We start from the raw sequence: 26,626 nt of genomic DNA, 5'->3' as shown, positions 1-26,626 counted from the left end.
AATTTGAGTGCCTGAGTTTTGCTTAATTCGCCCTGCGCCCAAGGTTTACCCCAGGTGCTACCCGGTTTATAAGCCGTTTGTTGGCCTTCTAACCAACTGAGTTTGCCGGGCTGACGCAAAAAGTTTTTTAACTTCTGGCTGGTTGCACTGCTTAGTGCGGAGGTTTGGCTACAGGCTGATAACGCTAACGGGATGGAAGCGGCTATCGTAGATTTTTTCAAAAACTCTCGACGATCCATAATATTCTCTGCTTTATTAGTGATTACGGCTAAAAGGTTTAACAAAATAGAAAACTATTCAAATTGTGTTTAACTTATATCACAGATGAATTACAATGACCACTATTGATTGGGTTTGATTTAAAATGTTTAAATAATCATACTTAACTGATTTTAAAACAGAAATTTATCGAGACGTTTATGATATATTTAAAAAAATTAATAAAGTGCTGCGGCTTAATCCTTTTCCTTGTTTCGCTAACAGCCTGTCAGATTTTAATGCCTCACACGGCTGAAAAAGGTTCATTGATTTATGCAAATGCACTATCGTCACCAGACGATGTAAACGATTGGGTAATGGAAGGCCCGGGTAAATTAGAATTTAACGATGGCTGGATGCAAATGTATTCACCCAACGAACAAATGCATCATGTATTTTGGTGTCCGCAGGAATTCCCAGACTCTTTTATTGCAGAATGGGAAGCTCAAAATTTAAAAACAGATGCCGGTTTAGTCATCCTGTTTTTTGCCGCGAAAGCCGTCAATGGTGAAGACATTTTTGCCCCCCACCTACCAAAACGTGATGGCACATTTAGCCAATACACAGAGGGTGAAATTAAAAGCTACCATATTTCTTACTATACGAATGCCGCGCACAACCCAGACCGAGGCCATGCGAATTTAAGAAAAAACAACACCTTTTCTTTATTACAAATGGGCGAAGAAGGCATTAAAGCTCAATCAACTCAGCCCCATAAAATCAGATTAGTTAAACAAAACGCACATATTCAAATGTTTATTGATGAACGTAAAGTCATTGATTACATAGACAACCAAGCCTTTATTGAAGGTGTAGATACAGGCAAAGCTTTAACTGACGGAAAAATTGGCTTTAGACAAATGCAGTGGACTAAATTCCAGTATCGCAACTTTAAAGTGTGGGCAATTAAATAGTTGAGAGATTTACTTCAACACTTCTTATACACACCTCAGGTTAAATAAAAGCCTTTCATTTCCGGTATTTTATAGCGATAAATGAATATCCAGAAATAGAGACAAGCAGAGGATCTTGTCTCTATTGGTTTACTCAAGCAATGCGCTAGCAAAGCAAGAACAAAAACTCTGGCTTATAGCGTATAACGCGCACCAACAAAGAAGTAAGTACCGGTATGGTTATATTCGCGGGTTAAATCTAAATCACCATAACCTGTGCCATAAATACGTTCTTTTTCATCAGTTAAGTTAATAATTTCAAACGTAAATGTCAGGTTTTCATTAAAGTTATAAAAAGATGAAAAGTCGATATGTGTTGGTCCATATTTCATTTCTTCAACATGACCGTTTCCGCCTGGTTTACTTAACAAATAATCGTCTCGCATATTAGCTGAAATACGTGCACCATAAGTTTCTTCCTCGTAATATACGGTGAAGTTGTACGAGTTTTCAGACATGCCTGTCATATCATCTGTTGATACACGGGTATAGTTAGTCACGATCCCAAAATTAGACATCCAGCCATTTAAAAAGCTAAACGGCTGCTGGTAAATTAACTCAATCCCTTTCACTGCTTCGCCATCTACATTAACTGGCGTATAATGGGTATATTCAACCGTTGCCGGATCAGAATCGTAGCTTTCATCGTAGCGCGGGTCGGCATAAATCGTATCGTAATAAACCGGATCAATGAGTTTATCAACCGGTAAAGTTTCAGATGCTGTCACAATATCTTTATAAAAATAAGTCGCGGAAAGCAGCGCTTCATCGGCAAAATACCATTCAAACCCTAAATCATAATCATTGGATTCATAAGGTTTTAATTTAGGGTTACCAATGCTAACCGTACGAGTTTCATAAGTGAAATTAGGGTTAGCTATATTAAGCGCATTTAAACTTGCACGGGTCATGCTGCGCCCTGCTGAAAAGCGAGTAATAAAATCGTCAGTGACTTCTAATGCTAAATTTAAAGATGGTAAGAAGTTATTGTAGCTATTTTCTTCTTCAACCGGATTACCATTAAAATGGCTTTTTGAAGTCGTTGTGGTTTCTACATAACGCACACCAAAGTTAGTACGTAGTAACATATCCCCTACATCATAAAATCCATTTGCTTCAGCATAAGCTGCCACGGTTTCTTCAATCACTGTCCATGATGAGGATAAGTTAGTGGTAAATTCACGGCTTAAAATTCCGTCACGTTCCAGTGCGGCAAAATCGGCAACCGGAAAAGTCATTAACGCCTGATCGAGCCCATCGCCAAAATCAGAATACGGAAAATCTTTAGTGTAGCCTACCGCCGAAACAGCATCGCCATAAAAACCATCACCCACTACATATTCAACTTCACGATCATTATATGCTACGCCGGTTTTGATCTGCATATCGTCAAGTTCAATCGTAAGGTCCGCTTTAGCGGTTAAGTTTTTGCGGTTAACATCATTGGAGCGAATTGTTGCTGGGCGTACTTCATAATTGGCCGCATCATAATAATCATAACCTTCACCATAGCTAATTTCTGGGATATTTTTACTATTTGAAAAATCAAAACTATAAATATGCGGCTGAGATACATAATAATATCTGAACTCTTCACGCGCAGCATCTGACGATGCGTGACCAATCATCGTATCTAGTTTAATTGTATCGGTTAAATTAAATTGACCAGACAATACATACTGGCTGAAATCTGTATCTGAATTTTGCTCACGGCTTTCAATCCACGACTCCACATTATCAAAAGTTGCAGCCATAATTTGTTTACCATTTGGATCAATTGAAACTTCTAATGGCGTGACTGTCCCCGGCGTTAAAAACCATTCCATTGAGTTATAACCAGTGCGTTTATTTTCCAGTTTTGAATGAAGAAGATCCAGCGTTAAGGTTGCATTTTCAGTTGGGCGATACTGTAATGAACCGGTCACCCCTAAACGGGTTTGATTGTTCCCAAAAAAGTCTGCTCTTGGTAAACGCGGCAACCATAAGCAGTTTAACGGATCAACCTGAGCCCCATCAAATTCACAGGCTTCGCTGGCAAACTCGCCGTTAACCACTGTGTTATCCGTATCTGGAAATAACTGACCTGCTTCAACCGGAGTGGTATAGCGCACTGTACCAAAACCTTCTTGGCGGACGGTTCGTTCTGAATAAGCAACAGAAAACAAAGCCCCAAAGGTATTATCTGCAAAAGTATTGCTGATCATAAAAGCAAGGCGTGGATCAGTTTCAGACGTTAGCGAGTTATAACCGCCCTGTGCAGAGGCTGCAACTTTAAACCCTGCATAATCAAATGGTTTGGCTGAATATAAATCAACCGTACCAGCAATACCGCCCTCTTCCATTGAAGCGGTAGTCGATTTTTGAATATCTACTCGGTTAAATAATTCAGACGCAAATACATTGAAGTCGAACGAACGGCCATTATTAATCCCATTACCCGAATCTAAACCATCGGTACTGGCAGGCACTTCCATCCCATTTAACGTTGCGCGGGTAAAAGACGGACCTAAGCCACGTAAAGTAATTTGGCGGCCTTCACCGCCTTCACGTGAAATAGCAACACCCGGTACACGCTGAATCGCCTCAGCGATATTTAAGTCAGGAAATTTCCCCATATCTTCTGACATAATAGATTCTGTAACATTAACCGCGTTGCGTTTTTCTTCTAGTGACTTAAATAATGCACCGCGAAAACCTTTTACCTGAATCACTTCAGCAACATCGTCGGTTGCCTGAGTTGTTTGCTCATCTTCTGCTGCATTGGCTGACTGGCCAAATGCCATGCCGGTTAAAATAGCTAAAACCGCGCTCGATAATTTATTTTTGTTGTGCTGCGTTACCATGTCGGAACTCTCCACCTTTGTCTCAAGATAAATCGCAAGTTGGCCCGACGCGCTTAATTCGCCTTTTAAACCGGTATGATTTAAAAGAATTTGCAAACCCTGTTCAATGCTGTATTCCCCAATCAGCGGATTTGCTTGTTTGTCCAAAGTGGCCTCTTGCGGAAATAACAAAGTTAAATCAGCCTGTTGCGCAAATTGGATCAGCGAAGCGTCTGCTCTTTGCGAAGGAATATTAAACGGATAAGTCTTAGAATAATTATCTGCAAGCGCACTAACACTTATGCTAGAAGCCACCAAAAATGATAATAATTTCAACCTAACCACCTAATAACCAAACGTACGCTGTTTTTATCCAGCGTATTGAGTAAGACGAAAGACAAAAAATTTTCCGCTATGCAAACACAAAAAATTTTTACTAAAAAAAACATATTTATTTACATGCTAGTTTTTTTTTAACATGGCAGGCAAGCATTTTATTTATCTAAAATACAAAAAATGCTATTTTTATCGTTATTTTATAAAAATAGTTAGTGGAAAAAAGCGGTTAAATCGTCTTTTAAAATAATCGGCTCAAACTAAAAGACGACCGCGCTTATGACGCAAGAAACCATGTTAGATAAAATATTTTTAGCTTCCCGCAATACCATTGCAAGGGTTGTTTCCAGAATTGTACCACCTAAAGAAATTGAAGATATTGTTCAGGAAACCTATGTGCGCATTTGCCAAATAGAAAACAGCGAAAATATACATTCTCCGCGCTCATTTATGCTAAAAACCGCCAGAAACTTAGCATTAGATCATCTTAAAAAAGCCGATACCCGCTATTTACAGGAAATTGAAGACGAAACCGATTATCACTCACTTGACGATACATTAAGCGATCAAATGTTTGAAAACGCAGCAAATAATCAAGCGTTTTCTGACTTTTGCGAAGCAGTTAGAGAGTTACCAGCTCAATGTCGTAAGGTTTTTGTTCTTAAAAAAGTTTATGGTTACAGTCAGAAAGAAATTGCCGAAACTTGTGGATTAAGTGAAAGCACAGTCGAAAAACATATTGCAGCCGGTTTAAAAAAATGCACTCTTTTTATGCGCGAACGTCAACATATTCATTCAGCCCCAACCAAGGCAAACCAACGCCACGGAGGTTCAAATGAGTAATATTTATCCGTTCCCGAATCAAGCTGATAAAGCCCAAATAACCAATGATGACAGTTTAGATCAAGCGTGTTTATGGATTAGCCGAATTGATCGTGAGTTAAATCAAGTAGAAAAGGGCGAGCTAAAACATTGGCTTGAGCAAAATCCTCAACACCTAACAGACTTACTTGAGGTCGCAAACTTGTGGGATAAAATGGACGAATTAAGCCGTCTATCAGATTTGTTTCCAAAAACTAAACAAACAGCGCCCAAAACTCACTTTGGATTATATGCCGCTGCTAGCTTATTTTTATTGGTGCTATCTGCTTGGTTCATTTTGGATTATTCAAATAACCATACCCAACCAGAGCAAAATATATTGGCGACACAAACCAATTATCAAACTAAAGTCGGCCAAAATCAGGTGATAAAATTGCCAGATGGTAGTGAGCTTACACTTAATACCAATACTTTTGTACAGGTTAAATTTAGCGAAAATCGCCGGATTATTGACCTTCACCGCGGAGAAATTCATATTCAAGTAGCACATGATCCAACAAGACCGCTGGATGTATTAGCCGCGGGCCAGAAAATTCAAGCAGTTGGCACCGCATTCAGTGTGCAAATGAAAAAAGATATAGTGGAACTGTTAGTCACAGACGGTAAAGTCAAAGTAGAACAAACACAGCAAAAAACCGCGAGTTCGACTCAAACCATTCAATCTGAACCCGTTCAATTTGTGGCTAAAGGTGAAAAACTGGATTTAGATTTAACCGGTAAAACAGCCAAAGAAATCGAAAAAGTTGAAGATGCAGATATTGCCGCAAAATTGTCGTGGCGCAGCGGTAATTTAGTATTTAGAGGCGAAACACTGGCACAAGCAATGGCCGAAATTGAACGTTATACCGAAACTAAAATCACATTAGAGCAAAATGATACGCTTAAAAATATTAAAGTAGCCGGCGTATTTAAAACGGGTGATATAAAAGGCTTGCTCATTGTGCTTAGTCAAAACTTTAACATTGAACATCAAACGTTAGCTGACGGCACAATAAAACTAAGCTTGGCAAATAGTTAATTAATTAGTATGAAAAGCGTTCAACCATGAAATGTTATGGGTTTTACAGTGATACTGCCAAGGAAAGCGGCTCTAAGCATAACAAAGTGCCAACCTATCACTTATCTGGTTTATAGCCCCTTATATATAAAGTTTTTATATATACTAAAAAACTTTAGAAAAAAACTGAGAAGCTATAGCTAAATACTACCGTAATTATTTGATTTAAATATTTAAATATATAAAAACAAAGTTACTTTAAACGACTTATCCTCACTGAATGACTTGCTGTCTTTATTAATTTATGCTTGAATTCTCTGCTACTCATCGGATCTTTTAAAATATACACAAGGAATAAATAGTGAAAACCTCGCCGGATTTAATTGATTCAATTAATCGTTTAACCAAAGCACTTTATCAACTTAATAGTATTGATTTAATGTTGAGTTTACTAAAAACCGAAATTAACTCTGTATTTGGTTTTAATCTCATCTGGTTATATCAATTTGTAGATAATCAAAAAAACCAACTTAAACTTATCTCAGTCAAAGGTAACCGCCAGCAGCTAATCAAGAATAATTATGATTTTATTGATATTAGGCAAGATAAAATGCTGGAAAATATTTTAAAAAATCACTCACCGGTTTATATAGAAGATGCACGCTTAGATAGCTCAACAAACAAAGAAATCATTCAAGTTTGGGGTAATCGAACCTTGATTAATTGCCAGCTATTTATTCATGATAAAAGTATTGGCATTTTTGGTACTGGTTCTTTTTTAGATGAAGGTGTAAAACCTCTTAATCCACAACAAATCACGTATTTTAATGCTATTACTAATGCTTTAGCTATCGCATTAGATAGGCTCAAGTACAAAACTATCTCAATGCAAGATCCACTGACTAACTTAGATAACAAACGAGCTTTAAAAATTCATGCCGATACTATTTTATCTTTGGCTCAGCGTAATCAGCATAAAGTAGCAGTGATTTTTATTGATCTGGATAATTTTAAACCCGCAAACGATACCTTTGGTCACAATTTTGGTGACCAAGTTTTAAAACACTTTGCCAATCGTTTAACCCGAGTTTTAAGGTATTCAGATATTAAAATAAGATATGGCGGTGATGAATTTGTCGTTATTTTGCCAGAAATCAATGATGAATCATCAATCAAAACTGTAATTGATAATATAGATACTCACTGTACAGACATAAGAATAGGCAATATTCACTACCAACTTAGTTTCTCTGCTGGGTGGTCTGTTTATCCGTACGATGGTCAAAATATTTATGATTTGATTGAACAGGCAGATCATAGAATGTATAACTTGAAACAATAATATTCCTAATCTGCTCTAAGCTTGCTTAATCTTAAATTTTTCGCTGGCAGATTGTAAACAATGAGCGTTTTCAACCAGCGTTTGAGTATTAACTAAGTTGTGGTTCAATTCTTGTTTATTGGCATTAATTTGATCTGCCAATTCAACAATATTTTGTGCCAGTTGCTGAATTACAGAACCTTGTTCAATCGCTGACGCAGAAATTGAAGCACTCATATCTTTTATCACAGAAGCCGCCTGATTTATTGATTGCATATCTTTAGATAAACCATTCGCATCTTCTATTCTGGCCTGAGTTATTTCAAATCCAGAATTAACTAAAATTTCAGCTTGCTGACTTTGCGTTTGCAATTGAGTCACTATCTCTTCTATTTCTTGCGTTGATTTTTGAGTTCTGGCGGCAAGCTCTCTGACTTCATCAGCAACAACCGCAAAGCCACGGCCATTTTCACCAGCTCTTGCAGCTTCAATCGCGGCATTTAAAGCTAATAAATTAGTTTGTTCTGCAACAGCCCGAATAATAGCAACAACCGAGCTGATATTTTCACTACTGACACGTAAGTTTTGAACAATACTAGCCGTATTTTTCATTTGAGCCCCTAGTTCTGCTAATTTGTCAGCATTTTGAGCGGAAAGCTGTCTGCTTTGAACAATTAAACCATCAATATTATCTACTTCTTTTTGAGTATTAATTGTTCTTTCTTCAATATGACCAGCAGAAGCGCCAAGCTCTTGTAACGCAGCAGATAGAGTTTCTATTTCAGCACTTATGTTAGATACGCGGGATAAACTAGAGTGGTTATTATTTAATAAAATATCACTGGTGTTATTAACTTGCTTACTTGTATCAACAACTTCGACCACCAAATTATTCAAATGTTTTGAAATGTCATTGAGCATTCCACCAATAGTGCCAAATTCATCATGACTAATATGGTTTAAATTATCGGTTAAATCGCCTTTACTTAATCGCTCACTAAATATCATTAAACGTTTTAATGGACGACGAATCCCAAGCACCATATAAACACTAATAATTGCGGTAATAACAATGCAAATAATACCAACAGTAATTAACCAAATAACCGCTTTTTTATTCTGTTGTTTCGTTATTGCAGCATTATCAACCGTACCTTGGTGCACCATATTTGCAAATGCTTCCAGCTTATTTTGCTGCGTCTGCCAGCTTTGTTGATACAACATAAGTTGCTGAGCTTGTTTATCTCTTGCATTTAAATACTCAACCGCAGTGGGTAATAAGCCATTTGTTGATAATAAAATATTTTCTATTTTTCTAATAAATGCTTGTAAGTCATCCACTTTAAAATAGTTTTGATATGTCAGTATGACTAAATTAGCCGAGATGATATTAATTGTATCTGAAGCAGTAGGAATTAAAGTTGGGTAGACATTTGGATCTTGAGTGATTTGTACCATTTCGGTCAACTCTCTAAGCCGGTCCACCCCTTCTTTAATTGCTAAAATAGAAGACAGCCAAATAATACTCCTATCATTTAAATCTTTTGTGCGCTGTTCAAGAACATTATTTACCTGAGACCAAGTTCTTAAAAAATCATTATTTAAGTCGACTAACTGTAATTTAGAATTGAGCACTTGATGATTAACAGTCAAGAGTTTAGTTTGTTGTAATAAATTAGGGGTTAAGCTTTTTAGATTAAAATCTAAGTCATGAAATAATTGTTCTGTGTTTAATTTTATCTTATTTATGAGCAAATTAACCTTTTGGATATCCTGATTTAACAAAGATTGTAACGATGCTTGCTTATCTGGTAACTGCGTCAAATAATGTTCAAGTACCCGGTTATCTTGTTGAATAAAAGTCGCTCTGGTATTTGATACATCCTGTAATAACTCAGTCGTATATTCTGAAAACAGATTGAATCTATTGCTAATAGTTTGGCTGTTTTGCACTCCAATCATAATAACAGCCAAAATCACACTGGCTAAAAAGCCAAAAACTAACGTAATTTTAAATTGTAATGACATAACTTTACTCAACCCACCCCTGATATTGATACACGTTTTGCTTAGTAACTAAACTAGGATCAATCAAAAAAACAGTTCGATTTAAAGTTTGCCCCTGCATTAAAGCAAAGCCCAACTCAACTGCTTTTTCAGCCATTTGATCAGGGTATTGTGCAGATGTTGCGGCAACTAGCGCGGCATCACTTTTTAACGCTTTTTGCATAATAGGCGCACCATCAACAGATGTTATCACTAAGTCTCTTTTCCCTGTATTTTGGGCGTATAATTCAGCACCAATTGCGCTCGGGTCGTTAATCGCAAATATTCCCCTGATATCAGAATGATTTTGCAATAATATTTTTAGTGCCAAACTGCCACCTTGCTGGTTGCCTTGTCCGTTTTCATACTTTTTTACTAATGTAATACTGGTATATTGGTTAAGCGCCTTAATACAACCCGTCACTCTATCTTTAACTGCTGAAACCGCAGGTCCGTCAATAATGGCAACTTTGCCTGTTTTATTAATTTGCTCAGCCAAATAATGACATGCAATTTCGCCTGCTTTTACATTGTCAGTTGCAACCGTAGCAATTACGCCATCTGTTGCGACATCAACAGCTATCACTTGGCTACCAGCTTTAATCGCTTTTTGAATATCCTGTTTTAAAGCGGTTTGTTCGGCTCCCGTTAGTACAATAATATCGGCTTTACGCTCGACTAACTGGCTGAGCTGATATTTTTGTCTTTCCAGTATATAGTCACTTGAAACCACCATCATAATCGCTTGGTTGTTACTTAACTCATCTGCTTTTCGCTTAGCGCCTTTAACAATCTGCTGAAAAAAAGGATTATTGAGGTCATTGATAGCAACTCCTATAGTGAGGGGTTTAGATAAAGATGGAGTTGGTAATAACTGAGCAAAAAAACACAAGCATATAAGATTGGATAGTTTCATTTTATTCTCATTATTGTCGTTTTAAATTTGAGCGTTATAAAAAGCAGCTGAACAATACAGCTGCTTTTTACGTTTTTAAAAAAGTGAAGCACTCATATGTACATGGTCAAAACTAACAAAACCACAAGCTCCAGACTCTTCATCAAAAATCTGAACTTGAACAAATTGCCCTATCCAGTCAGATAAATTAATAGACACCCAATGTTGGTTCCCTAAAGTCCGTGAGTCTGAGCATGAATTTGGAAGATACTGTTCAATCACAGCCCCCGATATAGGATTAATCACTTTTAGTCCAACTGGCACATTGCCATTTCCACCTGACATTAAAAAATTCAGATAAGGTCTATCAGACTTTATTTTAAAATTCGGCGAAGTGATTGTACCTACAGGTTGATCACAACCGTTTGCATTATAGTTAATCTCACAAGTGCTCACTGCGTTTAAACCCACTTTTGCAGTATCAGTAAAAACGGTTGTGCCTGTCCATGCAGTATTATCGTTAGGGTTAATAAAATCTCCGCTGGCTTGCCAACCATTATTTAGCATTTGAATTGCACTATCAAAACTACCAATAACCTGCACAAAAGCGTCATCCGTGACAGTCAAATTATTTAAGCTTTGGTCTGGATTACTTTCTGAAAAATCAATGGCATCATAATTAAAATCAACATAATTAGGATCAATGGCTTGTGCCGAAGTTAAATGAATATGATCAACACTGATAAAACCACAACTACCCGTTTCATTATCAAAAATTTCAACTTTGACTTGCTGGCCAATCAAGCCTGACAAATCAATCGTTTTCCAATGTAAATCATTTTTTATATAAGCATCACTGCATGTACCAGGGTTAAAACGTAATAATTCAGTATCTGCGGCATTGAGTATACGCACCCCGACTTCATTACTCATTTGTACATTACCGCCGGAAATTAACATAGCTAAATTAGCTTGCTCAGCAGATACAGTAAACAAAGGTGACGTTAATGTGCCTGTGCTGACATCACATGAACTTCCATTTAACTCACAACTTGTTGTACCGCCGGCTCCCACTCTGGCTGAATCCGCAGCACTGGTAGTAAGGCTATGCCACGCCTCTGCCGAGCTTGGATTAGCAAAATCACCAGTTGCAATCCAGCCATCTGCAATCATAGCAAGCGCATCATCAAATGAGCCTATGATATTTGAATCTGAATCCTGATACGGCAAACTAACACCATAGCTTAAAGACGCTCTTTGTTTTGCAGTTAATGTAACAGTACCACCATCAAGCATAGCATCGTCTTTAGCTGCATCACTTTGAAATAGATGATCAAAACTGACAAATCCACATCCTTCGGTTTCCTCGTCATAAAATTGAACCCGAATATTAGCACCATTTAGCACACTGGCCTGAATAACAGTCCAGTCATCATTACCATCTATATTGGCAGGCCCACAACTCGCTGGTGAATAATTGTGTAACAAATTTCCGGCTGTATCTAAAATACGAATTCCAACCGCTTTGTTATTATTCTCGCCACCCGCTAACAAGGTAAATAAATTCTCTTTTTCTAAGGTAAAAATGGGAGACGTCAAACGACCTGTACTTTGATCACAACCTTTAGCATTGCCGTTCATTTCACAACTACTCACTGCACCTTCACCAACTTGAGCAGCAGAGCTACTGATTGTTGTACCTTTCCATGCGTTTTCAGTAGCCGGGTTTGCAAAATCGCCACTTGCTGACCAACCCTGATCTAATGTGGTTTGTGCGCCATCAAATCGTCCTATCACTAATGCATTATTCTGCCCATCCTCAGGTAAGGTTAAATTAAATATTTTATTAGCTTTAAATAAAATAGCGGTTGAGATAACCGGTTGAGTGAATAATTCGGGATCAACTTGGATGAAAGCTTCTGGTGCTATGCTAATCGTCACCAATTGGTCTTGATTTTGATAGCTTTCGGCTGTCCCAACAATTTGAATATCTACCTGATTGTCTGAAACTCGGGTTAAAGTAAAATCCAAACCTGCTGGTAAATTTTGAGCAGTCCAATCCGTTTTATTAAGCGGGTCAACAAAGGTATTATTTGTTAACGCAACAGAGATAACCTGCCCAGCTTCTAAGCCTTCATTAATACTTGCTAGAATATCACCATTAATTGATAGCTGAGCAGAAGTGACAGCTTCAACTTCCGCAGTGATAGTAGGTAACAGACCTGTTACCGATAACGGTACTGGCATGTTAGCAAACTGTTCAGCTGAAATTGTCACTGTTATATCAGAAATATCAGTGTCAAAATCGTCACTAGAATTACCTGCCAGAGTGATCTCAGCGGTGGACTCATCAATTTTATTAAGATGACCTAAGCTCACACCACTTGGCAAATTGATTGCCTGCCACTTACTCAAATCTAATGTTTGTGCAAATACATTATTAGTTACTCTAACAGTGATAATCTCTCCATTTTCATTTTCTTCAACAATCCCATTGTGATCAGCTTTACTTGAAATAAAAGTGCGTTTACTTTGCATATCAGCCAATTGATATACCTGCACTTTTGTAAATGTTGTGTCCGCAGCTTGAGAATATAAAGCAATATTGTGGCTATCAGTTTTAAGTGGATAAATTCTAAAAGAAAATGCTGCTTTTTCGTTTATAAAAACATCAACCACTGAGCCATCAACAAAGATATGAAACTTTTCCGGCTTACCGAAAACCTCTTCATCATAACCTGCAACTTGCTCAGTTAACTCAAAGGCATCAGTGGAAACAGAAGATATTGTTTTATCTAAAACAATATTTTTATTAACCGCATCATAATAAATAACCGTTTTTTCTTCACCATCAGCAGAAGCCGCAATTACCACACCATATTTATTGGCAGTTGCTGTTACATCTAATTCGGCAATAATTTCTACATGACGTCCTTTACCATTAATAACAGTTTCGCCATTTACAACTAAATTATTCTGCTCTCGCAAACTAGCAGCTAATCTAAGTTGTGCTAACTGCGCTGCTGGTACTTGCTGAACAGTGGCACCATCAGCTGCCAACGACCATACCCTTGGTACAGAAAAAGTTTGAGTCCAACCCGCCGCTAATTGGGCTTCTGATGAACGCCTTTCATCCACAATCCCAATAGCGGTTAACAAACCGTCATCATTACGCGCAACCGTTGGCGAAATATGGCCCGTTATTAAATCTAAATACTTAGCTTGATTATTGTCAGGCACAAACTGGTCATTCACCCAACGTCCAATCCAATAAATGCCACGAGGTTTATATCCATTACCAACCGGATTCACCAATAAAATGTATTTATCTTCGGAAATCTTATCAAAAACAGGCATTTCCCATAAAACACCAGCTAAACCAGAATCTGAGCCATCAGGGGCGGTTAGAGCTGAAAAATCACTCATGAAATCACTGGCCTGCCAGCTATTTAAATCTGTGATATCAGACGTTGTATAATGCAATAAAGCACCACGATTATTGTTAATGGCTCCTATTATCATGTGCCAGATACCATCTTGTTTCCATAAATAAGGATCGCGCATATCATCGACACCGGTTTTATCAATAATCGGACCTAATTTAACCCAGTTTTTCAAATCTGTTTGTTTGCTGGTTGCAACAGCAACCCCCGGATTAAAAGGTCCAGAGTGATTTACATTGGTATAAAAAGCATAAGCTGTATCACCTTCCACAACCACATCACCCGACCAAATCCCTTTCATATCAAAACCTTGATTTGAACTTTTGTTAATCTCCGGCCAGAGTGCATCAGGCAAATGTGACCAGCTCACAAAATCAGGTGACACCATGTGACCCCAATGCATTTGAGTTTTGAATGGACCATTTGGAGTGCGTTGATAAAACATGTGGTACTGGCCATTAAATTCAACCAAACCATGTGGCTCATTTGCCCAATTGGCCGGAGGCATAGCATGAAAAATAGGTCTGAGAGGGTCATTTATAAAACGACTCTCTGGCGTTTCAAGCGAGCTAGTTCCAAGTGGATGAGAGTTATCTGTTATTTGTACATTGGCAGTAAATGCATCAGCTGTTTTACTGCCTTGATAAATTTTAATTTCATCAAATGCACCATTTAATCCGTTAATAACTGAAAATGGACCAGATGAAGCTGTATTATAACTCTTTGCAATTAGCAGTTCAGAATCGGCTTGGTCTATTTTACCGCCGATTGGATTATTGTCAGTCGAAGCAACTTCAACCCCATTTAGATAAAGTTTTATAGTGCCGTTAAATCCATCGACAACTGCAGCAATATGATTCCAACTATACAAAGGAAAAACGTCCGGCGCGGTTAAATTATACATAACACCGTCAATTGAAACGTTAAATTGCCATTGCCCAAAAGTATTAATATCTAAACTAAAACCTTGATTATTCTTTCTTTGAGCAATAAAAGAAGCTGGAGAGAGATTGTCATAAACTGTTTCGTGATCGCTCGGATAGCTTTCTAACGCCACCCAAGTTTCCACAGTCATTTCTGATAAGTTAGCTAAATTAACACTGCCTGTTGCCCAAGTTGAAAAACCATCAGTGCGTAGTGCATTGCCTTCTATGCCTAATACGCGCTCTGGTTTGGAGAATGTATTACTAATACTAAAAATAGACTGATCAACCTGATTCAGTGTGGTTGCTGAACCCGAATTTTCATCAAAATTCAAATAAACTAACTGTGTCAAAGGTTGTTGCGTTTCTGGCTCTGGCAATGGTTCTTGCTCTGAATCTGTTTGGATTTGATTCGATAAAAACTGATCTGGATTTATCTCGCTACTGCCATCGACTAAACAGCCTGACAATGAAGTAAACGCGAAAGAAACCATCCCCAACTTGAGTGCATTTTTTATATTCATGATATTTTCCAATTACACCAATTAAAATTGTTATTAGACGTTTGTTATTAATTAATTTGGCATAAGATTTAAAATGATTAACTAGGGTCTGTTGATCTTTTGAGTACAATTTTTCAGTAGTTTGACTTAACCCATTAGGCCTTCAATGCTGCGCCTCGGTTAAAAAGCATTTAGTTAGAACAAAATTTGTACATCAAACGTCAACAGACCCAGGATAAAATGAAAGATGCTGCATAAATAAAACGGATGTTTGATTGAAAACATCCGCTTTAAACTCATACTATTGAGCCAAAGTTACTGAGCTCATGTGTAAATGATCAAATGCAACAAACCCACATCCGGCTTCTTCATTATCAAATAACTGTACTCTTACTGTTTGCCCGATATAGTCAGACAAATCATGAGAAACCCAGTTTCGATCTGCTTTAATATAGGCATCACTACAAGTACCCGGGTTATGATTTGCAATTTCGCTACCATCGGCAGCGAGGATTTTCATGCCAACATTGTTATCACCGGTTCCACCGGATAATAAAATATTCAAGATTGGACGCGCTGCGTTAACAATAAAAAATGGCGATGTAAGTGAGCCGGTTGGACCATCACAACCATTCGCATTTTCATTAATCTCGCATGTTGAAGCAGCATGTAAACCAACAATAGCGGCATCTACGTCTTTGTTATTATCTGATACAAATGCCCATGCAGCATCACTGGCTGGTTCAGCAAATACACCGGTTGCAGTCCAACCCGCAGCTAACATTGCGTTAGCGCTATCAAAACTGCCTATCACCTGTGTAAATGAATCATCCGCCAGAGTTAAATTAAGCACAGATTGATCTGGGTTTTCTTCCGCATAATCTGACGCTAAAGATTCAAAGCCACTCATGTGTAAGTGATCAAAAGCAATAAAACCGCAGCCTTCACTTTCATTATCAAAAATCTCAACCTGTACATATTGACCAATATGTGACGATAAATTAATTGCTTGCCAGTTATCGTCGCTTTTATTCCAAGCTGCGCTGCAATTAGCCGGATTTAACCGGGTAATTTCATTGCCGCTTTCGTCTAAAACCCGAATACCTACATCATTAGAACCTTCAGCATTACCACCAGATAACAATAATTTTAGATAAGGCCGGTCGGCATTAACGGTGAAAAACGGTGATAATAAACTACCGGTTGGAGCATCACAGCCTTCAGCATTTTGATTAATTTCACAGGTTGAAACACCATGTAAACCGACAAATGCTGTCGGCTCTGACTCATTTTCTTTTTGATTATCAGGTAAAAAAGCCCAACTATCGGAACTGGCCGGATTATCAAATGCACCGCTAGCAGTCCAACCGGCTTCCAAAGTGGCAAGTGCGTCATCAAAACTACCAATCACTTGGGTAAAGGCATCGCCCGTTACTGTCAGGTTATGTGTTGTTTGATCCACATTTTGCTCTTGGTAAGACGCTTTTGGTGGTTCTGGCGGTGGCTCAACTTCGCTAGAAAAATCGTCAGCCAAACTAATACTATATTCACCTTTTGGTGATTCCACGCCTGTTTTACAGCCCGTTACTAACACCAATGCAGATAAACAAGCTAAATAAGATAATTTTTTGTTCATTACTGATCCCCTCAACAAACTAACAACGTTGTTTTAATTAAATATATTTAAGACTTTGAAATAATTAAATTTAAGTGTGCCGACCTAAATTTAATTAGACGATGTAAACAAACACGTTATCTTGTTTGTTTACATCAATGGCTTGCTTGATATTAATGATTAATAACCCGCATTTTGAATATAAACCGCACCTTGTTGGCTCAAGTTAATTTGCTCTTGAGGGATTGGCATGTATTCGTGTTTACCTTTTACAAAAAACGCATCATCTGTGGTTTTTTCTGGATCACCAGCTAAATAGGGCTTGCGAGTTTTTTCTACTGTTAGATATCCATTAATGGTTTGTGCTGCGACACCCCAACGAACTAAGTCAAAAAATCTAAAACCTTCCATTGCAAACTCTAAGCGACGTTCCCAACGAAGCGCGGTAAAAGCTTCTTCTTTATTTGCAAAAGCAGTATATAAACCGACTCGGTATTCAGCGCTACCGCCAATCTCAGTCTTAGTTAAATCAGGACGTTGAAAACGGGCGATACTATCTTGAGCACGCTGCCTGATTTTATTGATAATAGGTAGCGCTTCATCCCAACGGTCAAGTTGAATCAACGCCTCAGCTTTCCATAATAATACGTCTGAATAACGGATTAAGTCTGTATTTAAAGAAGATATAGTGAAAGGGCCATTTTTACTTAAACAATTACACTCAGGGATTTCAAGCTCTTTCATCGATACATAAGTGCCATAATTATTTGCATCACGCGCCCATGACTCTTCAACAATCAGGTTAGGATCATATTTAAATGGCTTACCAACCATACCAACTGTACTGTCTAAACGAGGATCAACAATATCACTATTTTGTTGATATAGTTCATCATTGTAGCTGTCAAACATAGGTAAACCAGACAAATCAACCTTAAACGCATTAACTAAATTATCTGTCGGAATATGAAAACCGCAGCAACCATAATAGACATCCATATTGATTTGAGGTCCATTTAACGCAAACGCGAAATTACCTTTACCATCTGGAGTGCCATCGTCGATTGAACGCTGAATTGCAAAAACAGATTCTTTACTATTTTCAAATTCGTGCAAAAAGTTTTTGGCAAAATCATCGTTTAATTGGTATTTGCCAGAAGCTTCAATTGAATCGACCAAACTAACAACTTGATTTAATAGATCTTTATTAATGTTAACCACTTCGTTTTGGTCATTTTGCTCATACGCTTGAAATAAACGAACTTTGGCTAAAAACGCCTGCGCAGAATATTTATTGGCACGGCCAACATCATTTTGATTTTCAGGTAAGTTAGCAGCAGCAAATTCAAAATCACCGGCAATTTTTTCCCATAATTGCTGATCGGTTAAATCAGCATTACTGATTTGCATAATCTCATCCACACTAACCGTTTCATCAATATAAGGAATATGCTTGTAATGGATTTTTAACCAAAAATAAAAAATACCACGAACAAATCTTAGTTCTGACTGTACCTCAGCTTTGTTATTTAATTCGGCTTCCGCGACTGCATTTAATGCCGCATTGGTACGTGAAATTGCGGCATAAAAACGCTCCCACATATTGCCGTTAATATCCATAAAATCAGGCGGATACGATGCCATATCAGGAATAAGCGGAGTATACATAGACAAAGCATGATAATAAAAAATATCACCCGGTCCATTACCCCCTTTATGGGCGTCACCAGACCTTAAATTACCTGTAGCCCAAAAAGAATGTGGAATGGTGTAATGGTCATTACCTAAAAAGGCATAAGATGCAATCACCAATTGATCAATTTGCTCTGGCGCTGTTACTTGATCTTCAGTTAATGCGCCTTTTGGATCTTTCTCTAAATCACCACAGCCAGCTAACCCTAAGGTGAGTGCCGATGCAGTTAATAAGCTCACTAATTTTTTCATTTTTTTACTCTCATCAATTCTGTATAAAATTTGGATTTTTAGTCACTGTACTTAGCTAGTTGTGCTTAAAAACCCATGTCAAAACCTATAGTGAATCGTTTCGGGATTGGGAATGTATTATTAGGTGCTTCCGGATCCTGACTTAACGTATTATCTGGGGTAATTGTGATTAGGTTTTGCGCCTGAATGTAAAAACGTAAGCTAGACACGCCCCAATTTTTTAATACGCTTTCATCTAATCGGTAACCCAAAGAGACATTTCTGAGTTTTAGATAAGAGGCATCTTCAAAATAAAAGCTGGAAAGCTGGCCTTCACCATTGTTATCAATCCGGCTTAATGCGGGTACATCTGAATCCGAATTTTCAGGTGTCCAGGCATGTAATGTGCGGCTACCATAGTTAGAACCTACGTTTAATGAGGTAAAATCGGTGAATCTGCGGAAACCATTTTCAATCGTGCCGCCTTCAATACCTTGCCAGAACATATTAAAGTCCCAGTTTTCGTATTCAATATTAATGTTTAAACCGTATTCAAAATCGGGATCTCTTTCGGTGAAAAAGACTTTGTCTGCATCTGAGATTACACCATCATTATTGGTATCAACCCAGCGAATTCGCCCGGGCGCTGCCCCTGTTTGTTCAGCATGAGCATCCACTTCTTCCTGACTTTGAAATAACCCATCAGCCACCATGCCATAAACTGCGTTAACTGAATGGCCTAAAATGGTTTTATCCGCACCGTTTCCACCAAATGAGTTTTTAACATTGTCTGGTAGTGCAACCACTTCGTTTTTGTAACTAGATACATTGGCGGTAATATCAAATTTAATTTCACCAATTGATTCAAACTCTAGGTAATCATCGTAAGTTAAGCTTAATTCAACACCTGAGTTTTCAACGTCACCACCGTTAACCCATTGAGCCGCACCTTCACCTAAAGTCGCAAGCGGGGTAGTCAGAGTTAAAATGTCAGAGGTTTTCTTTTTAAACCAATCAGCAGTACCGTATACCGTTCCATAGTAAAGGCTATAGTCCACCCCAAAGTTCACTGCGGTAGAGGTTTCCCATTTTAAATCCGGGTTACCAGTTAAGGTTTTTTTAAAGCCTGATGGTAAAGTGCCGGTATCATTACCACCAATATCATACGCTGTACCATTGTCTTGTTTATCGGTAAACATTGACTCGGTTGCATATAATGGCTCAAAAATGTCCTGCTTAGCACGAGAGTCAATTTCCTGATTACCTGTTTTACCCCAGCTTGCTCTTAGCTTTAACGTTGATATTAAAGGGATATCAAAAAATTCTTCGTTGCTAACATTCCAGCCAGCCGAAACAGCAGGGAAATTACCATACTGATTATTTTTACCAAAACGGGAAGAGCCATCACGGCGTAAGGTCCCTGAAATTAAGTATTTATCATCATAGTTATAATCGACTTTGGTGAAGTAGGAATTAAGTGTCCACTCATCCCCTATCCCGCCTTTTAATACTTCACCTGTGGTTGTACCCTGAAATGCAAAGTTATAGTCTTCTACCGCTAAGCCCATACTTAACACACTAAAATCTTCCGCATCATAATCTATGGTTTCAGTACCCACTAATACCACTAAATTATGTTTATCGGCGAATGTATCTGCATACTCGGCGGTGTTTGAAAAGGTTAAGTTTTGAGTCCACGCATTTGAGTTAAACAGCTCAGCTTCACGTTGCTGAGTACCGGCATCAACCGTTCTAACCAAACGACGGTAATAATAATTACCATAATCAAATGCTACATTTGATCTGAGTTTAACGGTGTCAATTGGCTTATATTCAGCGTATATATTCCCCATAATTCGAGTAAACATATCTTCGCTATCTTTGTTTTGCTCAATTAACATCATCGGATTATCGCGGTCAGTAATACCAGCTGCAGGTCCTGCAAATTTACTACCATCATCGGTATAAACAGGGACAATTGATTGCTGCTCTAACGCTAATCCTAAAATATTCCCAGCTTCGCTGTTAACCTGATTAGATGACTGACGTGAAATTGTTAAATTTTCACCAACCGTTAATTTATCTTCAATCAGATCAAATGATGAGTTAACCCTGAACGAAATCCGTTCAAAATGAGATTCTTTAACTATACCTTCGGCATCAAAAAAGCCGAGTGACATAAAGCCGCGCGCTCTGTCTGAACCACCGCTCACTGAAAAATTTAAGTCACGGGTTTTAGCTTGTTGCGTGACTTCATCAAACCAGTTAGTGCCGGGGATTGCCGGTGAAGTTGTCCCATTTGCATCCAGCTTGTTTGGAAAAATAATTTTATTTAAAACTGGGTTGTCGTAATCACCATTCCAGTCGTATGAATAAAGTGGGCTGGCATTATTTGGATTAGTTCCATCATTTATTGCAGCTTGCCAAACTACTTGCGCACGTTCTTCAGTATTAAGCGGTCTCAGGTCATAATCAAAATCTTCAATCGTTTCGTTATACGACACATTAAACTGCACATTACCTTTTTTACCTTTTTTGGTGGTAATAACAATCACCCCGTTGGCGGCACGAGCACCATAAATACTCGCTGCTGCGGCATCTTTTAATACCTGAATAGATTCAAAATCACGCGAGTTTAACTGGTGTAAGCTAAGTTTAGTTGGCACACCATCCACAATATATAACGGGTCATTATTACCTAAACGGCCTAAGCCCTGACCACGAATTCGCACAGTTGCACCTTGCCCCGGATTACCATCTGTTGTAATAGAAAGCCCGGGGATCCTGCCTTGTAAATTACGCATAATATTACCAGCAGGCTGATCTTCAATGTCATCTAATTCAACAACAGTTACTGCACCGGTTAAATCTTCTTTTCTTTGTGTACTGTAGCCAGTCACAATAATGGTTTCTTCAACTTCCAGATTTTCAGCTTCGCTTTCTGCTTCCGCAGCATAAGCAGTAGGCAGCATCATAAGTAAAGAGCCACAAAGTGGTATTGCACCTGATCTGCTTAATGGATTTAACTTGAATTGCTTCATTCGTGTGTCCCCATAATTCTCATTCTCTAAACAAAGTACAACGTTGTTTATATGATTTTTAAGTCAAATTTTCGTGTGAGCATCCAGCCCACACAAAGTTCATATTTAAACCCTAGTCGTTCATCTCTGATTCGACTCATTTTTAATAAATAACAATTATTTACTATTCCAGATTGAGTTAAGTTTATGCATACTCCAGCGGCTTAACTCAATTTCACTCTGGGTCGATAAATTCACCTGAGTAAAATCTTTATTTGGGAATACCAACGCCGTCATCACTACTTCCCCCTGATTCACAAATAACTCAGTGGATGAGGTATCCTGATATACCCGAATTTGATACTTTTGCCCTTCAGGAAGAGGCGCAAACTGTTTTCCGGCAAAACCATCATAAAATCTTGCTTTACCTGAATTTGAACGATCAAGCACAATTTGATTATTTTCACGATCAAATATCAGACTGATTTTTTCATTAATCTGGTTACCAATTTCTAGAGTAAAACTCTGGGTTTGTTTAGCATCTAGGCTTAGCTCTAATTCGAATTGCTCAGCTTCAATACCAGACAACTGATTTAAATTTACTTTAGAGTCAATCACGTCTAATTTACGTGTATTACTTGCGACTCTTAATACCTCCAGTTCTTTAACCGGTTGAGAAACAACTCGATAACCTGCTGAAGTGTTTTTTAAGGCTAATGTTCTTGGAATCGTCATTGCGCTGCGCCATTCATCGGTTGGCACATCGTTCGCGTATAACCAATTACTCATCCAGCCAATAAACAGATAGCGCCCATCTGATTCAGGAACATTCGCCCAAGTCACGCCAGCATAATTATCTGTACCATAATCCAGCCAAATTGCTGGTTCTCTGATTGGATAAGCCGGTTCACTGGCAAATACAATTTGGTCAACATTAATATGCCCCCAACCACTGGTCACATGATCAACAATTTTTAAACGTGCACTTTTGCCAATAAACTCAGATACATCCCAGCTTGCAATATCTAGTTTTTCGGAGTTATGGCCGGTTTCACTGCGTACAACTTCGCCATCAACAATTAAGTTAATCCCCGTTTTACCCGGATGCTGACCACCGCCGATATAAAAATTAATATGTGGTTGCTCGATTGTGAAAGTCTGAGAAGTGATTTCACCCGTTGTTGCATCACCTTTGTTAAACGAGTTGACTAAACGCTTACCCACAAAGTTTGAAACCCCTGTTTGACCCGCGGCATTACCAGCAACTGGGCCAAGTGAAAATGCATCGCCTTTTACTGTCCAGTCTGAAAAATCAGTTTCAAAATCTGCAAACACATTACCTTGTGGAAACTGTGCAGGAATTTGTGAGACTTGCTGTTTAATTGTCTCGTCTAAAATAAATTCACTGCCATTAAAATCGCCAACAAAATACTGAGTTGCACTGCCACCGTTTGGTCCACCTGGGTTGATGCTAACGAGCAATACATACTTTTCTTGATCTGTACCTTCTATTGGCATTTTAATTAAATCTGGACATTCCCAAACACCGGCATGAGTACCCGCATCTATCCCAAAATCGCTTTCAAATTGCCAGTTAATTAAATTTTTAGATGAATAAAAGCTGATGTGATCATCCACAGCTAATGCCATCACCCACTTTTGCTCTGGTTCATACCAGCTCACTTTAGGATCGCGAAAATCCGGAATATCAGGGCCAATTAATACAGGGTTACCCTCATAAGGTGTCCAACTACGACCTTTATCTAAGCTGTAAGCTATCCCCTGAGTTTGAAAGTTTTTAGAACCCGCGCGAGCTTTTTTATCATTATGATATGTAAAAATAGCAATTAAAGGTGGATTATCCGCAGTCCCTAAACCCGATGTATTATTTTTATCGAACACGGCGCTACCAGAAAAAATCCAGCCATGCTGATCCGGGTATAACGCAATAGGTTTATGTTCCCAATGCACTAAATCTTTTGATATTGCATGCCCCCAATGCATCGGTCCCCACACATTATCGTCTGGATAATGTTGATAAAATAAATGGTATTCACCATCGATATAAACCATACCATTTGGATCATTCATCCAACCAGACCTAGGAGTGAAATGAAATTGAGGTCTGTGATGTTCTTGATAATGATGCTGTGCGGTTTCCATTTGCTCGCCTCCTAAAGTTAACCCGTTTACATCCTTGGGTGTATTAAATTGACTGCAAGCTGATAAACATCCTACCGCCAGAATTGGAACTAAACCTTTCATAAAATTTACCTTTAAACAATTAACTCAAATTGACCTAGTTAGGATTAAGTTAATAAATACCTTAACAACGTTGTCTAAACTATAAACATAAACAACGTTGTTTTCAATATTTTTTACAAAAAAAATACATTTTGATATTTTTTATCCTAACTTGAGATCTATTTAATATAAAAACGAAGATAAAATATTAAAGTAAACATAATGCTAGATCGCATTTTTAATACATATTCATTTGTCATCTGTTGTTGAAAAGACACTTTTTTAAATAAAGTCTACCAAATAAGGTGTTCGCCTCTTGGTTTATAGTTTTAATTATTTTAGATAGATGTTCGCTTTAAAAGCTTTTCCCTACAGAACAGGAAGAAGTTGCATAACCGAAGGTGATAACATAGCTAATAATATCGTCATTATAGGAAACTTCATTTAAGAGCGGTCTGACTTACAATTGTAAAATAGCTGCTTGACTAATAGACTCAGGCTCCCTTCACTAATATGATACGAGTGATTACAGTCCAAGCTAGTAATAGCCTCGGTTTACCATAAATGTATTATTAGATGAGTGGAAATAATATGTCGCTTTTATTTTAATTACTGAGTAGTTTAATCACCAGAAGTGCAGCATAAAATCAGAGTTAAAATCTATCTCGAAAAGACCCTATGGCTTAGTCCCAGTTTCTTAACCAAATTTCTTCTAATAACCCTTAGCTTCCACCACTTTTAAACCTAATTCTCAATAATCGCAGCCTGAGTTTATTTGGCTTTAACTATTGGCTTTTTCAAGCTAGATTTACTTTACCAATCAATAAACTGCGATGCTAATGACTCAAACTCACCATAATAAAAATCTATTTTCTAACAACTGGGTTAAATACAGCCTGCTTATTATCACGGCACTTGTTTTATTGCGTTTAATCACCCCAATGGTGATGAAGCAGTTTATTAATCATGCTCTGCAAACCGCCGATGGGATTACCGGTCAGGTTGAAGCAGTTGAGCTACATTTGTTGGACGCCGCTTATGATATTAAAGGCATTTCAATTTATTCAGTTGTAGATAACACCCCGCCGCAGCCATTATTAGATATAAAAAGAGTTAACTTATCTATTTTAATTCCTGCGCTGTTTCGTGGCAGAATTGTCTCGCAAATGCAGCTTCACCAGCCAGAGTTAATCATATTTGACCAAGAACCTAAGATCACACCACAAGAGCAAAATAAACTCACCAATGAAGAAACATGGATTGCTTTAGCTAATGACATTGTGATTTTTTCAATTGATCAGGTTTCAATTCAACAGGGTAAAATTACGCTGATCAATCAGTTTAAAAATAAACAAACTCAAACTTACCTTGGCGATTTAAACGGCAAATTCAGTAATATTACCAATAGTGAAAAACGACAAGACAGTTTAGTCAGTAAGTTTTCACTAACCGGAAAACTAATGGGCGAATCGAAACTCAGTTTATATGGCGCACTAAACCCTTTTAGTGAACAACCTAATTTTGACTTTAACGCAGAAATTCAACGCTTTGATATTGCTCATCTTGATTCAGCCATTAAATTTTATACTCCGTTTGATATTGAGCTTGGCTCTGTAGACGGCGCCATGGAGCTGGTTTGTCATAACGGAAAACTTAAAGGGTATTTAACCGCAGGGATTTATGATTTAAATGTATTTTCGTGGGAAGGCGATATAGAAGAAGACAATGATGGCCCAGCAACCTTAATATTTGAAAATATTGTGGAGCTATTTGGCAATATTTTAGAAAACAGTAAAAGTGATTTAGTTGCCGCAAAAATTCCAATCAGCGGTACGGTAGACAATACCAAAATATCAACGCTTCAAGCTGTCATTTCGATTTTACACAATGCTTTTATTAAAGCTTTTGAAATGAAAATAGAAGATATTATCTCGTACGATACCCAAGCAAAATCCTCAGCGTAAAACAGGGGGTTTAGTTGTAGCAACTTATATCTGATTCTGACCGTTTGCTCAGCAGGATTAGACTTAACCTCTCTTCTCTGTATTGATTGAGCGAAAAGCAGAGCTTAATTAACTATTGATTGGATCTCAGCTTTTCAAGTTAAAGTAGTTTAATGTTAGTAATCAATAAATCCTCCAACCTTAAACACTGATTATTTACACAGTTATAAATGGCAATACGCCAAAAACTCAAATTATTTCTCGCTTTGTTTTTAACAAGGTATTGGTTTCATAGAGATGATATAAATTAACAGTCTGATTTTATTTATCTTTTATAATAATGAGTTTACATAACGACCCATATTAGGCTCGCTTTGACGATTGGCTTGGTTTCTGCCCTAAAATTGTTGTTGCATTTTAGTTAATCTAGGCTTAAGTTTATGAAATTATTAATTTAAAGCTTATTGGAATGGTGTTGTTAGACTCAATGTTGAAAAGTTCT

The 26,626-nt window shown here is 37.8% G+C and carries 14 protein-coding genes; 5 read left to right on the top strand and 9 right to left on the bottom strand.

All coding sequences use genetic code 11. The features are described from left to right. Nucleotides 1-239 (bottom strand): hypothetical protein (locus N7931_RS16685; protein ID WP_262795481.1); only part of this gene is annotated, 239 nt, incomplete at its 3' end. A gap of 258 nt (nucleotides 240-497) precedes the next feature. Between N7931_RS16685 and N7931_RS16680 the strand changes: the two genes are divergently transcribed. Beyond that, nucleotides 498-1,172, top strand: coding sequence for a YesU family protein (locus tag N7931_RS16680; protein WP_262795480.1), 675 nt, complete (start codon nucleotides 498-500; stop codon nucleotides 1,170-1,172). 173 nt (nucleotides 1,173-1,345) lie between these two features. Here N7931_RS16680 and N7931_RS16675 read toward each other — a convergent pair whose 3' ends face one another. Continuing rightward, complete coding sequence (locus tag N7931_RS16675; RefSeq protein ID WP_262795479.1) at nucleotides 1,346-4,369, bottom strand: TonB-dependent receptor; 3,024 nt, start codon at nucleotides 4,367-4,369, stop codon at nucleotides 1,346-1,348. Nucleotides 4,370-4,648: 279 nt separating this feature from the next. On the opposite strand from N7931_RS16675, the gene N7931_RS16670 reads away from it, so the two are divergent. The 3 genes from N7931_RS16670 to N7931_RS16660 all read left to right on the top strand — a co-directional run bounded on the left by N7931_RS16670 (nucleotide 4,649) and on the right by N7931_RS16660 (nucleotide 7,590). Next, complete coding sequence (locus tag N7931_RS16670) at nucleotides 4,649-5,212, top strand: RNA polymerase sigma factor (protein WP_262795478.1); 564 nt, start codon at nucleotides 4,649-4,651, stop codon at nucleotides 5,210-5,212. Further along, nucleotides 5,205-6,269 carry a FecR family protein gene (locus N7931_RS16665; protein WP_262795477.1) on the top strand — a complete coding sequence of 355 codons (1,065 nt, stop codon included), beginning with the start codon at nucleotides 5,205-5,207 and terminating at the stop codon, nucleotides 6,267-6,269. Before N7931_RS16670 ends, N7931_RS16665 begins: the two co-directional genes overlap by 8 nt. A 340-nt stretch (nucleotides 6,270-6,609) precedes the next feature. Then, nucleotides 6,610-7,590, top strand: coding sequence for a GGDEF domain-containing protein (locus N7931_RS16660; RefSeq protein ID WP_262795476.1), 981 nt, complete (start codon nucleotides 6,610-6,612; stop codon nucleotides 7,588-7,590). 15 nt (nucleotides 7,591-7,605) lie between these two features. Here N7931_RS16660 and N7931_RS16655 read toward each other — a convergent pair whose 3' ends face one another. The 7 genes from N7931_RS16655 to N7931_RS19560 all read right to left on the bottom strand — a co-directional run bounded on the left by N7931_RS16655 (nucleotide 7,606) and on the right by N7931_RS19560 (nucleotide 24,202). Next, entirely contained in the window at nucleotides 7,606-9,597 is a 1,992-nt protein-coding gene (locus tag N7931_RS16655; protein ID WP_262795475.1) for a methyl-accepting chemotaxis protein, read from the bottom strand. A gap of 4 nt (nucleotides 9,598-9,601) precedes the next feature. After that, nucleotides 9,602-10,531: a substrate-binding domain-containing protein gene (locus N7931_RS16650; protein WP_262795474.1), complete on the bottom strand. Its 930-nt coding sequence runs from the start codon at nucleotides 10,529-10,531 to the stop codon at nucleotides 9,602-9,604. A 75-nt stretch (nucleotides 10,532-10,606) separates the two neighbouring features. Further along, entirely contained in the window at nucleotides 10,607-15,400 is a 4,794-nt protein-coding gene (locus tag N7931_RS16645; RefSeq protein ID WP_262795473.1) for a GH32 C-terminal domain-containing protein, read from the bottom strand. A 280-nt stretch (nucleotides 15,401-15,680) separates the two neighbouring features. Further along, nucleotides 15,681-17,015 (bottom strand): hypothetical protein, encoded by a 1,335-nt coding sequence (locus N7931_RS16640; protein WP_262795472.1) that lies wholly within the window; start codon nucleotides 17,013-17,015, stop codon nucleotides 15,681-15,683. 159 nt (nucleotides 17,016-17,174) lie between these two features. Continuing rightward, nucleotides 17,175-18,938 (bottom strand): RagB/SusD family nutrient uptake outer membrane protein, encoded by a 1,764-nt coding sequence (locus N7931_RS16635; RefSeq protein WP_262795471.1) that lies wholly within the window; start codon nucleotides 18,936-18,938, stop codon nucleotides 17,175-17,177. Nucleotides 18,939-19,003: 65 nt separating this feature from the next. Beyond that, entirely contained in the window at nucleotides 19,004-21,958 is a 2,955-nt protein-coding gene (locus N7931_RS16630; protein WP_262795470.1) for a SusC/RagA family TonB-linked outer membrane protein, read from the bottom strand. A 156-nt stretch (nucleotides 21,959-22,114) separates the two neighbouring features. Beyond that, nucleotides 22,115-24,202 carry a glycoside hydrolase family 32 protein gene (locus N7931_RS19560; protein WP_316250591.1) on the bottom strand — a complete coding sequence of 696 codons (2,088 nt, stop codon included), beginning with the start codon at nucleotides 24,200-24,202 and terminating at the stop codon, nucleotides 22,115-22,117. Between the two features lie 818 nt (nucleotides 24,203-25,020). Here N7931_RS19560 and N7931_RS16615 point away from each other — a divergent pair. Continuing rightward, nucleotides 25,021-26,145 carry a DUF748 domain-containing protein gene (locus N7931_RS16615; protein WP_262795469.1) on the top strand — a complete coding sequence of 375 codons (1,125 nt, stop codon included), beginning with the start codon at nucleotides 25,021-25,023 and terminating at the stop codon, nucleotides 26,143-26,145. The last annotated feature ends 481 nt before the right edge of the window (nucleotides 26,146-26,626 follow it).

The sequence above is a fragment of the Catenovulum sp. 2E275 genome, from assembly GCF_025515275.1.
GTDB lineage: Bacteria > Pseudomonadota > Gammaproteobacteria > Enterobacterales > Alteromonadaceae > Catenovulum.
Note: the sequence above shows the minus strand (reverse complement) of the source record. Positions and strands in the feature narration are given on the sequence as shown.